The 13,872-nt window shown below is 69.7% G+C and carries 7 protein-coding genes and 1 tRNA gene; 1 reads left to right on the forward strand and 7 read right to left on the reverse strand.

The genetic code is table 11. The features are described from left to right. Nucleotides 1–90: 90 nt before the first annotated feature. Both ACIPVB_RS11865 and polA read right to left on the reverse strand, forming a co-directional pair. Nucleotides 91–1,767: a DUF885 domain-containing protein gene (locus tag ACIPVB_RS11865; RefSeq protein WP_400369155.1), complete on the reverse strand. Its 1,677-nt coding sequence runs from the start codon at nt 1,765–1,767 to the stop codon at nt 91–93. 304 nt (nt 1,768–2,071) lie between these two features. After that, complete coding sequence (gene polA, locus ACIPVB_RS11870) at nt 2,072–4,708, reverse strand: DNA polymerase I (protein ID WP_400369156.1); 2,637 nt, start codon at nt 4,706–4,708, stop codon at nt 2,072–2,074. 83 nt (nt 4,709–4,791) lie between these two features. Between polA and ACIPVB_RS11875 the strand changes: the two genes are divergently transcribed. Continuing rightward, on the forward strand, nt 4,792–5,223 hold the full coding sequence (locus ACIPVB_RS11875) for a hotdog fold thioesterase (RefSeq protein WP_400369157.1): 432 nt from the start codon (nt 4,792–4,794) through the stop codon (nt 5,221–5,223). 266 nt (nt 5,224–5,489) lie between these two features. Here ACIPVB_RS11875 and ACIPVB_RS11880 read toward each other — a convergent pair whose 3' ends face one another. The 5 genes from ACIPVB_RS11880 to gltB form a co-directional block, all read right to left on the reverse strand. After that, nucleotides 5,490–6,110 carry an ANTAR domain-containing response regulator gene (locus tag ACIPVB_RS11880; RefSeq protein ID WP_076675473.1) on the reverse strand — a complete coding sequence of 207 codons (621 nt, stop codon included), beginning with the start codon at nt 6,108–6,110 and terminating at the stop codon, nt 5,490–5,492. 60 nt (nt 6,111–6,170) lie between these two features. Then, a tRNA-Leu gene (locus tag ACIPVB_RS11885) sits at nt 6,171–6,251 on the reverse strand. 78 nt (nt 6,252–6,329) lie between these two features. Then, on the reverse strand, nt 6,330–7,775 hold the full coding sequence (gene pyk, locus ACIPVB_RS11890) for a pyruvate kinase (protein ID WP_400369159.1): 1,446 nt from the start codon (nt 7,773–7,775) through the stop codon (nt 6,330–6,332). A gap of 55 nt (nt 7,776–7,830) precedes the next feature. Continuing rightward, nucleotides 7,831–9,297: a glutamate synthase subunit beta gene (locus tag ACIPVB_RS11895; protein WP_400369160.1), complete on the reverse strand. Its 1,467-nt coding sequence runs from the start codon at nt 9,295–9,297 to the stop codon at nt 7,831–7,833. Further along, nucleotides 9,290–13,867, reverse strand: a complete 4,578-nt coding sequence (gltB, locus tag ACIPVB_RS11900; RefSeq protein WP_400369450.1) for a glutamate synthase large subunit — start codon at nt 13,865–13,867, stop codon at nt 9,290–9,292. Before gltB ends, ACIPVB_RS11895 begins: the two co-directional genes overlap by 8 nt. Nucleotides 13,868–13,872: the final 5 nt, after the last annotated feature.

The raw sequence follows: 13,872 nt of genomic DNA on the forward strand, positions 1-13,872 counted from the left end.
CTTGCATTCGGATGAATGAACTTTACGCGAGCCCGGGGTATTCCCCCGCATCGCCGAGGGGCGCCGCCGCAGCGACGCCCCTCGGAGAGGTCAGGCGGATGCCAGTGCCGCGCGCAGCGTGTCGAGCCCGACCCCGCCGATGTCCAGCGCGCGCGTGTGGAACCGCTTCATCGAGAAGTCCGCGCCCCGACGCTCCTGCTCCTCGGCGCGAACCTGCTCCCAGATGCGCTGACCGACCTTGTACGACGGCGCCTGCCCCGGCCAGCCGAGGTAGCGGTTCACCTCGAATCGGACGAACTCCTCGCTCATGTTGACGTTCTTCAGCATGAAGGCGAGGGCGTAGTCGTGATCCCACGTTCCGCTGCCGTCCAGACGCGGCTTCTGCAGGTGCACGCCGATGTCGAGCACGACGCGGGCCGCGCGCATGCGCTGGCCGTCGAGCATGCCCAGGCGGTCCGCCGGGTCGTCGAGATAGCCGAGCTGCTCCATGAGCCTCTCGGCGTACAGCGCCCAGCCCTCGGCGTGGCCGCTGGTACCCGCGAGCAGGCGACGCCACGAGTTGAGCTCCGCGCGGTTGTGGACGGCCTGGGCGATCTGCAGGTGATGCCCCGGAACGCCCTCGTGGTACACCGTCGTCAGCTCGCGCCAGGTGTCGAAGGTGTCCACGCCCTCGGGCACCGACCACCACATGCGACCCGGGCGCGAGAAGTCGTCGGTGGGGCCGGTGTAGTAGATGCCGCCCTCGTTCGTCGGCGCGATCATGCACTCGAGGCGACGGATCGGCTCGGCGATGTCGAAGTGGGTGCGGCCGAGCTCTTCGACGGCCCTGTCGCTGGTGCGCTGCATCCACTCCCGCAGGGCCTCGGTGCCGCGCAGCTTGCGCGACTCGTCCTTCTCGAGGAACGCCACGGCCTCTTCGACGCTCGCGCCCGGAAGGATCTCGTTCGCGATCGCCTCCTGCTCGGCGACCATGCGGGCGAGTTCTTCCACACCCCACTCGTACGTCTCGTCGAGGTCGATCTCGGCGCCGAGGAACCGACGCGAGTGCAGTGCGTACATCTCGCGACCGACGGCGTCGACGTCGCCCGCGGCGGGGGCGAGCTCGCCCGACAGGAAGGCGGCGAGTCCGTCGTACGCGAGACGGGCGGCGTTGGAGTTCTCGGCGAGATCGCGCGCGAGGGATGCCGGCAACTGCCCCTCGTCGGGCGCGGCGTCGCCGACGAACTCGGCGAAGAAGCCCGTGTCCGAGGTGTAGCGGGCGATCTGCGTGACCACCTCGCTCACCTGGCGGCGGGCGGGGACGACGCCCTCGGCGATGCCGCGTCGCAGTGTCTGGACGTAGCCGTCGATGGCCCCGGGCAGTGCCTTCATGCGCTCGGCGATCGTCGCCCAGTCCGCCACCGTCGAGGTGGGCATGAGGTCGAAGGTGGAGCGGATGTCCTGCGCCGGGGAGGCGATGACGTTGAGGTCGCGCAGGTGGGTCTGGGCCTCGTGCTGTTCGATCATGAGGTCGAGCTCGCGGACGAGGTCCATCTGGGTGACGGTGTCGATCTCGTCGACCGGCTCGGCGGCCTCGAGCGCGGCCCTGGTGGATCGGGCGTCGCCGATCAGGGCGTCGGCGCCCTCGGGGCTGTAGTCGCCGAAACGACCGTTGTGCTCGAACCGGCCGATATACGTCGCCAGCGTCGGCTCGCGCTCGGCCAGGGTGTCCACCCACGCGTCGGCGATCGTGTCGATCGGCGTGGGGGTGCGGGATGAGTCAGTCATCCTCCGAGCCTAGGGAAGGCGGGACGCCCGCGCACGTCCCCCGCGGGCGGTTCCGGATGCCGGTCTCCGGCGTGACAGCACGTCGAGCACGAGGCGGTCGGGCGGGCGCGGATGCCGCGCCCCGGGGTTCCACGTCGGGCGGGCACGGATTCCGCTCCCGGGGACTCGGCGTCGGACCGGCGCGGATGCCGCTCCCCGGGGCTCGGCGTCGGACCGGCGCGGATGCCGCTCCCCGGCCTCGGCGTCGGGCCGGCGCGGATGCCGCTCCCCGGGGCTCGGCGTCAGGGCGCGGCGACGGCGGCCGTCAGTGCCCCGCTTCGTCCCAGTCGCCGCCGCGTCCGATCTGCACGTCGAGGGGGACCGAGAGGTCGGCAGCGTCGGCCATGCGCGCGCGGACGATCCGCTCCACGGCATCCCACTCCCCCGCCGCCACCTCGACGACCAGTTCGTCGTGGATCTGCAGCAGGACGCGCGAGCGCAGGTCGGAGGCGGACAGCTCGTCGCGGATGCGGAACAGGGCGACCTTCATGATGTCGGCGGCGCTGCCCTGGATCGGGGCGTTCAGCGCGGCGCGCTCGGCGTTCTCGCGCAGCACGCGGTTCATGCTCGTGAGATCGGGGAACGGGCGCCGCCGACCGAAGATCGTCTCGGTGTAGCCGTCCTGCCGCGCCTGCTCGACCGAGCCGCGCAGGTAGTCCCGCACGGCGCCGAATCGCGCGAAGTACTCGAGCATCAGCTTCTTCGCCTCGGACTGCTCGATGCGCAGCTGCTTGGACAGACCGAACGCCGACAGGCCGTAGACCAGCCCGTACGACATCGCCTTGACCTTGGTGCGCATCGCGGGGGTGACGTCCTGCGGGTCGACGCCGAAGACGCGTGCGCCGACGAAGCGGTGCAGATCCTCGCCCGAGTTGAAGGCCTCGATGAGTCCCGGGTCGCCCGACAGATGCGCCATGATGCGCATCTCGATCTGCGAGTAGTCGGCGGTCAGGAGCGTCTCGTACCCCTCGCCCACCTCGAACGCCGCGCGGATGCGACGGCTCTCTTCGGTGCGGATGGGGATGTTCTGCAGGTTGGGGTCGGTGCTCGACAGGCGCCCGGTCTGGCTGCCGGTCTGCACGTACGTGGTGTGTATGCGTCCGTCGGAACCGGCCGCCGTGTCGAGGGCGTCGATGATCTGTTTGAGCTTGGTCGCCTCGCGGTGGCGCAGCAGCAGGTCGAGGAACGGGTGGTCGGTGCTCTCCTGCAGGTCGGCGAGGGCCGCGGCATCCGTGGTGTAACCGCTCTTGGTCTTGCGGGTCTTGGGGAGCTGCAGTTCGTCGAACAGCACTTCTTGCAGCTGCTTGGGCGAGCCCAGGTTCACCTCGTGCCCGATCGCCGCGTAGGCGTCTCGGGCGAGGGCGTCCGCGCGCGCGCCGAGCTCGGCCGAGAAGCCCGACAGCTTCTCGTGCGAGACGGCGACGCCGGCCAGCTCCATATCGGCCAGGGCCGTGAGCGTCGGCAGCTCGATGTCGTCGAGCACCGATGCCACCTTCTCGGGCATCTCGGCGCGCTGCGCCTCGGCGACGCGCCGGGCGAACCAGGACAGCTGCGCGGGGGTCGCGCCCTCGGTCTCGGGCACGAGCTGCGTGGGGTCGGCGACGGGCAGCTTCTCGTCGAGGAAGCGTTCGACCAGGTCGCCGAGCGTCTTGTCGGGGAAGCTCGGGCGCACGAGCCATCCGGCGAGGATCACGTCGAAGGCCACACCGGCCACCCTCAGACCCTCGCGCGCGAGCGCCTTGATCTGGGGTTTGGCGTCGGCGAACACCTTGGGGGCAGCGGATGCCAGCCACCCGGCCAGCGCCTCAGCCACTGCGGGCGTCCACTCGGCCTCGACCGCGGTGTCGGCGGTGGCGAGACCGATCGCCGTGGGGGTCGCACCCGACAGGCTGACCGTGACGCCCACCTCGCCGTCCGCGTCGGCGACCCACGCCGCCAGGGCGTCGGCGTCGAGTCGGACCGCGGCGGGTGCGCTGGCGGTCGGCCGGGCCTCTTCGACGACGCCGTCCTCACCGCCGAGCGCGTCGAACACCCGGGGAAGGAGCGTGCGGAACTCGAGACGCGCGAAGATGTCGCGCACGGCCTGGGCGTCGAGCGGGTTGATCTTCAGGTCGCCCGGACCGACCTCGAGCTCGACGTCGCGCAGCAGACGGTTGAGCGCGCGGTTGCGACGCACACCGTCGATGTGCTCGCGCAGGTTGTTGCCGACGACGCCGGTGATCTTGTCGGCGTTGTCGAGCAGGGCCTCGAGGGACCCCCACTGCGTGAGCCACTTGACCGCGGTCTTCTCGCCCACCTTGGGAACGCCCGGCAGGTTGTCGCTCGTCTCGCCCACGAGCGCGGCGATCTCGGGGTACTGGGCCGGCGGCAGGCCGTACTTCTCGATCACGGCGTCCGTGTCGTAGCGCTTCAGCTGCGACACGCCCTGCACGTTGGGGTAGAGCAGTGTGACGTCGTCGGTGACCAGCTGGATCGTGTCGCGGTCACCGGAGCAGACCAGCACCGTGAAGCCCTGCTGCTCGCCCTGGGTGGCGAGGGTGGCCAGGATGTCGTCGGCCTCGAAGTCCTCTTTCTTCAACACCGGGACGCCCATGGCCACCAGGCACTCCTGCAGCAGGGGGATCTGCCCCTTGAACTCGGCGGGAGACTCGCTGCGGTTGGCCTTGTACTCGGTGTATTCACGCGTGCGGAACGACTGCCGCGACGTGTCGAACGCCACCGCCAGGTGGGTCGGCTTCTCGGCCTTCACGAGGTTGACGAACATCGAGAGGAACCCGTAGATCCCATTGGTGTGCTGGCCGTCCTTCGTCGAGAAGTTGTCGACCGGCAGCGCGTAGAACGCCCGGTACGCCAACGAGTGGCCGTCGACGACGAGGAGAGTAGGCTTTTCGGCATCCGTCACTCCCCCAGCGTAACGAGAACCACGGACACTCCCCCCGGCCGGACTCCACGAGCCCGTGCCGCCCCGCGACGACGAAGGCGACGATGAGCTCCACGACCCCCGGCACCACCGACGGTCTCGACTGGGCGCGCGAGCGCGGAATGGGCGCCCTGGCCGAGAAGATGGGCATCGAGTGGGTCGAGTTCTCGGTCGAGCGCAGCGTCGCGACCATGCCCGTCGAGGGCAACACGCAACCCGTGGGTCTTCTGCACGGCGGTGCCTACGTGGTGCTCGGCGAATCGCTCGGCTCGATGGCGGCGAACCTGTACGCCGGTTCGGGCCGGCTCGCGGTGGGCATCGACATCAACGCCACGCACACGCGTTCGGCGACCTCGGGCATCGTGACGGGGGTCTGCACCCCGATCCACCTCGGCCGATCCCTCACCGTGCACGAGATCGCCGTCACCGACGAGCAGGGTCGACGATGCTCGACGATCCGCATCACCAACATGATCAAGGACGCCCCCGCGGCCTGACGCCCCGCCGCTCGCGGGGTCGCCCGAGGTCGGCTCGGTCCGGGCCTGTCGGGCGGTGCGGCGCGGGCTCCCCGAGCGTGTCGAGGGGCCGGTGGCTTCGACGGGCTCCGTCACCCCGGGACGTGTGACTCGCGCGTGTCGAGGGGCCGGTGGCTTCGACGGACTCCGTCACCCCGCGACGTGGAGCCCCGCGCGTGTCGAGGGGGCCGGGCGCCAACGAGAAATGGATGCCACCGCGGTGGCATCCATCTCACGAAAGGTCGCGCTCAGCCCTTCTTGGGGGCCAGCTGCTCGATGATCGCCTTGGCGACGTCCTGCATGGTCAGGCGGCGGTCCATCGACGCCTTCTGGATCCAGCGGAAGGCCTCGGGCTCGCTCAGCCCCATCTTCTCGTTCAGCAGCCCCTTGGCGCGGTCGACGAGCTTGCGGGTCTCGAAGCGCTCGACCATGTCGGCGACCTCGGCCTCGAGCGTGATGATCTGCTCGTAGCGGGCGAGGGCGATCTCGATCGCGGGCAGCAGGTCGTTGGGCGTGAAGGGCTTGACCACGTACGCCAGGGCGCCGGCCTCGCTCGCGCGCTCGACGAGCTCTTTCTGGCTGAAGGCGGTGAGCAGCACGACGGGCGCGATGTGGTTCTTGCTCAGCTTCTCGGCGGCGCTGATGCCGTCGAGCTGCGGCATCTTGACATCCATGATCACCAGGTCGGGGCGCAGCTCGGTGGCCAACTGCACCGCGGTCTCGCCGTCGCCGGCCTCGCCCACGACGTCGAAACCGTTGTCGCGGAGGATCTCGACGATGTCGAGGCGGATGAGCGACTCGTCCTCCGCGACGACGACGCGGCGCGGAGCAGTGGGCGCGGTGGCCGGAGCGGCTTCTTGATCAGTCACGGGACCATCCTAGGACGTGGATTCGCGCGTCCCCGGGGAGAACGGGGATGCGATAGGGCGTACCGGTGGTGGGACTCGAACCCACACGTCTTTCGACAGAGCATTTTGAGTGCCCCGCGTCTGCCATTCCGCCACACCGGCAGGTGCTGCGTTCCCAATGTACCGGGCGGGAACGCGACACGACGCGCGCCGATCGGGTCGGCGCGCGTCGCGATCGTGTCAGACCTCCTGGTACCCGGGCGCGGCGCCCTGCACGGCATCGCCCACGCGGTGCACGCGCAGGTCGTTGGTCGAGCCCGCGATTCCGGGAGGGGAACCGGAGATGACCACGACCTTGTCGCCGACCTTGGCCAGGTCGTTGGCGAGCAGGTAGTCGTCGACCTGCAGGAACATCTTGTCGGTGTGCGAGACGTGCTCGACCAGGGTCGAGCGCACCCCCCACGTCAGGGCCAGACGACGGCGGATGCCGGGCTCGGGCGTGAACGCGATCATGGGGATCGTGGAGCGCAGGCGCGACATGCGACGCGCGGAGTCACCCGACTCGGTGAAGACGCACAGGTACTTGGCCTCGACGAAGTCGGCCACTTCGACGGCGGCCAGGGTGATCGCCCCGCCCTGCGTGCGCGGCTTGTTGGTGAGGGGCGCGATGCGCTCCAGGCCGTGCTCCTCGGTGGACTCCACGATGCGCGCCATGGTCTCGACGACCACGACGGGGTACGTGCCCACGCTGGTCTCGCCCGAGAGCATGACCGCGTCCGCGCCGTCGAGGACGGCGTTGGCGACGTCGCTGGTCTCGGCGCGGGTGGGCACGGGGTTGGTGATCATCGACTCGAGCATCTGCGTCGCGACGATGACGGGCTTCGCCATGCGGCGGGCGAGCTCGACGGCGCGCTTCTGCACGATCGGCACGGCCTCGAGCGGCAGCTCGACGCCCAGGTCGCCGCGGGCGACCATGATGCCGTCGAAGGCGTCGATGATCTCTTCGAGGTTGTCGACGGCCTGCGGCTTCTCGATCTTGGCGATGACGGGGACGTAGCGCCCCTCTTCGGCCATGATCTCGTGGACGCGCTCGATGTCCTTGGCGTCGCGCACGAACGACAGGGCGATGAGGTCGGCGCCGGCCTTGAGGCCCCAGCGCAGGTCGGACTCGTCCTTGTCGCTGAGTGCGGGGACGTTCACGGCCACACCGGGCAGGTTGATGCCCTTGTTGTTCGAGACCGGGCCGCCCACGACGACGCGGGTGGTCACGACGGTGCCGTCGGTCTCGACGACCTCGACGCGCACCTTGCCGTCGTCGATCAGCAGGAAGTCGCCGGGGCGGACGTCCTGGGGCAGGCCCTTGAACGTGGTGCCGACGATGTCCTTCGTGCCGAGGATGTCCTCGACGGTGATCTTGAAGATGTCGCCCGGCAGCAGGTCGTGGGGGCCGTTCTCGAACTTGCCGAGACGGATCTTCGGACCCTGCAGGTCGACCAGAGCGGCGACCGGGCGACCGGCGTCCTCGGCGGCCTTGCGCACGTTGGCGAAGTTGGCGTCGTGCACGGAGTAGTCTCCGTGGCTCAGGTTCAGGCGGGCGACGTCCACTCCGGCGTCGATGATGGCGCGAACCATCTCATACGACGACGTTGCGGGCCCGAGTGTTGCGACGATCTTGGCGCGTCTCATCCGTTTTCAAGCTCCGTGAGGATTTTCGGGAAGTGGCCGATCGGCCCTTGCCAGCTTAGGCGGGCAGGAGGCCGATGGCGACATCGGTCGGGCGCACCGGTGCGGGCAGCACCGTCTCGCCCATGAGGAACGTGTCGACCTCGGCCGCGGCCGCGCGGCCCTCGGCGATGGCCCACACGATGAGGGACTGGCCGCGACCGGCGTCGCCGGCGACGAACACCCCCGGGGTGGTCGTGGCGTAGGTGGCGTCGCGCTCGACGTTGCCGCGCCCCGTGAACTGCGTGCCGAGCTGCTGCTCGAGAAGGTCGCGCTCGGGCCCCGTGAATCCCATCGCGATGAGCACCAGGTCGGCGGGGATCTCGCGCTCCGTGCCGCTCTTGGGCACGCGGCGGCCGTCGACGTACTCGGTCTCGGCGACCCGCAGGGCGCGCACCTCGCCCGCGGCGTTGCCGAGGAACTCCACGGTCGAGGCCAGGAACGACCGCTCGCCGCCCTCTTCGTGCGCGGATGCCATCTCGAACAGGTTCGGCATCATCGGCCACGGCTGCTCGGCGGGACGCTCGCTGGGCGGCTGCTTGCCGATGGCGAGGTTGGTCACGCTCAGCGCACCCTGGCGGTGGGCCGTGCCGATGCAGTCCGCGCCGGTGTCGCCGCCGCCGATGACGACGACGTGCTTGCCCTCGGCGGTGATCTGGTGGGGCACCTGGTCGCCCGCGACGGCCTTGTTGCCCTCGATGAGGTACTCCATGGCGTAGTGCACGCCGTCCAGGTCGCGGCCCGGGATCGCCAGGTCGCGCGGGACGGTCGACCCGGTGGCGACCACGACGGCGTCGTAGCGCGCCCGCAGGTCGCTCCACGACACGTCCTTGCCGATCTCGACCCCCGCGCGGAAGCGCGTGCCCTCGGCCTGCATCTGCCGCAGGCGCAGCTCGAGGTGTCGCTTCTCCATCTTGAAGTCCGGGATGCCGTAGCGCAGCAGTCCGCCGATGCGGTCGTCGCGCTCGAAGACGGCGACCGTGTGCCCGGCGCGCGTGAGCTGCTGGGCGGCCGCGAGGCCGGCGGGGCCGGATCCGACCACGGCGACGGTCTTGCCCGTCAGCCGCTCGGGCGGCTCGGGCTCGACCCATCCGTTGCCGAACGCCTCGTCGATGATCGAGACCTCGACCTGCTTGATCGTCACGGCCGGCTGGTTGATGCCGAGGACGCACGAGCTCTCGCACGGCGCGGGGCAGAGGCGACCGGTGAACTCGGGGAAGTTGTTCGTCGCGTGCAGCCGCTCGATCGCCGCCCGTCCCTCACCGCGCCAGGTGAGGTCGTTCCACTCGGGGATCAGGTTGCCCAGCGGGCAGCCCTTGTGACAGAACGGGATGCCGCAGTCCATGCACCGGCCGGCCTGGCGCTTGATGACGGCCGAGTCGCCCGGTTCGTAGACCTCTTTCCAGTCCATGATGCGCACGGGCACCGGTCGACGCTTGGGGAGCTCGCGCTCCGTGGTCTTGAGAAAGCCTTTCGGGTCAGCCACCCGTCACCTCCAGAATGCGCTTCCAGACGACGTCGCCGTCGGGGTCCAGCCCCTCGGTGACCGCCTCCTGGCGGGTCTGCAGCACGGCGGCGTAGTCGCGCGGCAGCACCCGGACGAAGTTGTCCACCTCGGCGTCGAAGTCGTCCAGAAGACGACGTGCGAGCGTGGAATCGGTCTCTGCGACGTGCTTGGCGAGCAGGTCGCGGAGGATCTCGGCATCCCCCGATCCGAGGGCGCCCAGAACCAGCTCACCGGATGCCATGGCCTCGCGGTTCACCTTGTCGCGGTCGAGCCGGTACACGTACGCCTGGCCGCCGGACATGCCGGCGCCGAGGTTGCGGCCGGTGGAGCCGAGAATCACGGCGAGACCGCCGGTCATGTACTCCAGCGCGTGGTCGCCCACCCCCTCGACCACCGCGGTCGCGCCCGAGTTGCGCACGAGGAAGCGCTCGCCCACCACGCCGTTGAGGAACATCTGCCCCTGGGTGGCGCCGTAGCCGATGACGTTGCCCGCGATGACGTTCTCGTCGGCCGCGAACGTGGAGCCGCGCGGAGGGCGCACGACGATCGTGCCGCCCGACAGGCCCTTGCCGACGTAGTCGTTGGAGTCGCCCTCGAGGCGCAGCGTGATGCCCGCGGGCATGAACGCACCGAACGACTGTCCGGCGGAGCCCGTCAGGCGCACGTCGATCGAGTTCTCGGGCAGGCCGTGCTCGCCGTGCGCCTTGGTCACGTGGTGACCCAGCATGGTCCCGACCGCGCGGGCGGTGTTGCGGATCGGCAGGTCGATGGTGAGCTGACCGCCGTGCGCGATGACGTCCTGCGCCCGCTCGATGAGCTGCACGTCGAAGTGGTCCTCGAGCTCGTGGTCCTGGGCGCGGCCGTGACGACGGGGCTCGTCGTCCGCGAATCGGGGGCCCTCGAGGATCGGCGCGAGGTTGAGTCCGCGCGCCTTCCAGTGCTGGATCGCCTCGTTCGCGTCGAGCAGCTCGGTGCGGCCGACGATCTCGTCGATCGAACGGTAGCCGAGGGCGGCGAGGTACTCGCGCACCTCCTGCGCGATGAACTCCATGAAGTTGACGATGTACTCGGCCTTGCCGGTGAAGCGCTCGCGCAGGACGGGGTTCTGCGTGGCCACGCCGACGGGGCAGGTGTCGAGGTGGCAGACGCGCATCATGATGCAGCCCGACACCACGAGCGGCGCGGTGGCGAAGCCGAACTCCTCGGCGCCCAGCAGAGCCCCGATGACGACGTCGCGCCCGGTCTTCATCTGCCCGTCGACCTGCACCACGACGCGGTCGCGCATGCCGTTGAGCATGAGCGTCTGCTGTGTCTCGGCCAGGCCGAGCTCCCACGGCGTGCCCGCGTGCTTGAGCGAGTTCATCGGGCTCGCGCCCGTGCCGCCGTCCTGACCCGAGACCAGGATGACGTCGCTCAGCGCCTTGGCGACGCCCGCGGCGACCGCGCCGATGCCCGACTGGCTCACGAGCTTGGTGTGGATGCGCGCGGAGGGATTGGCGCGCTTGAGGTCGAAGATCAGCTGCTTGAGGTCTTCGATCGAGTAGATGTCGTGGTGAGGCGGCGGGGAGATGAGCCCCACCCCGGCGGTCGCGTGACGCGTGCGCGCCACCCACGGGTAGACCTTCGTCGGGGGCAGCTGACCGCCCTCGCCGGGCTTGGCGCCCTGGGCGAGCTTGATCTGGATGTCGTCGGCCTCGGTCAGGTACAGGCTCGTCACGCCGAATCGACCGGATGCCACCTGCTTGATCGCGCTGCGACGCTCGGGGTCGAGCAGGCGGTCGACGTCTTCTCCGCCCTCGCCGGTGTTGCTCTTGCCGCCGATGCGGTTCATCGCCACCGCGAGCACCTCGTGCGCCTCTTTCGAGATCGAGCCGTAGCTCATCGCGCCGGTGGAGAAGCGCTTGACGATCGCCGAGACGGGCTCGACCTCGTCGATCGGCACGGCCGGACGCGTACCGGTGCGCAGGTCGAACAGGCCGCGCAGCGTCTTGAGCTCGTGCGCCTGGTCATCGATCAGCTGCGTGTACTCGCGGAAGATGTCGTAACGACGGGCGCGCGTGGCGTGCTGCAGACGGAACACGGTGTCGGGGTTGAACAGATGGGGGGCGCCGTCGCGGCGCCACTGGTACTCGCCACCCGTCCACAGGCGCTCGTGCGCCCGGGCCGCGGCATCCTGGGGATACGCGTACTCGTGACGCGCCGCGTTCTCGGCGGCGATCACATCGAGTCCCACCCCGCCGAGCTTGGACTCGGTGCCGGTGAAGTACGCCTCGACGAAGTCGCGCGAGAGGCCGACGGTTTCGAACACCTGCGCCCCGGCGTACGACGACACGGTCGAGATGCCCATCTTCGACATGATCTTCAGCACGCCCTTGCCCAGCGCGTAGATCAGGTTCTTGACGGCCTTCTCAGGGGTGACGTCGGTGATGAATCCGGCTCGGACGAGGTACTCGACGGTCTCCATCGCCAGGTACGGGTTGACCGCCGAGGCGCCGTAACCGATCAGCGTCGCCACGTGGTGCACCTCGCGCACGTCGCCGGCTTCGACGACGAGACCGACCTTCATGCGCGTCTCTTTGCGGATGAGGTGGTGGTGGACCGCGGCGAGCATGAGCAGGGACGGGATGGGCGCGAGGTCCTTATTGCTGTCGCGGTCGCTGAGCACGATGAACTCGGCGCCGTCCTCGATGGCCTGGTCGACCTCGTTGCACATCTGGGTGAGCCGCTTCTGCAGACCCTTGTGACCGGCCTCGACGCGGTACAGCCCGCGCACCGTAACCGACGAGCGTCCCCGCAGGGCGGTGTCGATGTGCTGGATCTTGGCGAGCTCGTCGTTGTCGATGACGGGGAAGTCCAGGGTCACCGTGCGGGTGTGGTCGGGGCCCCAGTCCAGCAGGTTGCGCTCGGGGCCGAGCCCCAGCGAGAGAGAGGTGACGACCTCTTCGCGGATCGAGTCCAGCGGGGGGTTGGTGACCTGGGCGAACTGCTGCGAGAAGTAGTCGAACAGCAGGCGCGGGCGATCGCTCAGCACCGCGACGGGCGCGTCGCTGCCCATGGCACCCAACGGCTCGGTGCCGCCCTGTCCCATGGGCGTGAGCAGGATGCGGACCTCTTCTTCGGTGTAGCCGAAGGTGCGCTGACGACGCGTGATCGAGGCGATCGGATGCACGATGTGCTCGCGCTCGGGGAGCTCGCTGAGCTTGACGCGGCCGTTGTCGACCCACTCGCCCCAGGGCTGGAGCGCGGCGAGCTCGGCCTTGATCTCTTCGTCTTCGACGATGCGGCGCGCGGCCGTGTCGACCAGGAACATGCGGCCGGGCTGCAGACGTCCGCGACGCTTGATGCGCTCGGGGGCGAAGTCGAGGACGCCGGTCTCGGAGCCGATCACCACGAGGCCGTCCGTCGTCTCGGTCCAGCGCCCGGGGCGCAGACCGTTGCGGTCGAGGGTCGCCCCCACCAGGGTGCCGTCGGTGAAGATGAGCGCCGCCGGGCCGTCCCACGGCTCCATCTGCATCGAGTGGTACTCGTAGAACGCGCGCAGGTCGGGGTCGATCGTGGCCTGCTTCTCGTACGCCTCGGGGACCATCATCATGATCGCGTGCGGCAGGCTGCGCCCGGTCAGGGTGAGCAGCTCCAGGACCTCGTCGAACGAGGCGGAGTCGCTCGCGCCCTCGGTGCAGATCGGCAGCAGCGGGCGCACGTCGCCGATCAGCTCGGACTCCAGCTGCGACTGACGCGCCCGCATCCAGTTGCGGTTGCCCTTGACGGTGTTGATCTCGCCGTTGTGCGCGAGCATGCGCAGCGGCTGCGCGAGGGGCCACGAGGGGAAGGTGTTCGTGGAGTAGCGCGAGTGGACGACGGCCAGTTCGGACGCGAAGCGCTCGTCGGACAGGTCGGGGTAGAACGGCTCGAGCTGCAGGGTCGTGACCATGCCCTTGTAGCCGAGTGTGCGGCTGGAGAGCGACACGAAGTACGCCTCCAGCTCGTGGCGCGCCCGCTTGCGCAGGCGGTAGACGCGCCGGTCGAGGGCAATCCCCGCCAGGGCCGGCTGATCGCCCACCGCGGGACGCGAAACGAACAGCTGCTCGAACGCGGGTCGCGCGTCGAAGGCGAGCTTGCCGAGGTGCTCGGTGTCGACCGGAACCTCGCGCCACCCCAGGACCTCGAGGTTCTCGTGGCGGGCGAGTGCCTCGATGCCCGCCTTCATGGCCGCGCGCTCGTCGTGACCGATCGGCAGGAAGATCATGCCCGCCGCGTACTCCCCCACCGGCGGCAGGTCGAAGTCGACGACGGCGCGCAGGAACGCGTCGGGCATCTGGGTCAGGATGCCGGCACCGTCTCCGGTGCCCGCATCCGAGCCGATGGCGCCGCGGTGCTCGAGGTTGCGCAGCGCCGTCAGCGCCAGATCAATGATGTCGTGACCGGCTTCGCCGCGGAGAGTCGCGACCATGGCGAGGCCACAGGCGTCCTTCTCGAACGACGGGTCGTACATTCCCTGTCGGGCGGGGAACGCGCCTCCGACGGTGTCGGAACGCAGGCTGGAGGCCATATCAA

The sequence above is a fragment of the Microbacterium sp. NPDC090007 genome (genome assembly GCF_044748345.1).
In the GTDB taxonomy this organism is placed as follows: Bacteria; Actinomycetota; Actinomycetes; order Actinomycetales; family Microbacteriaceae; genus Microbacterium.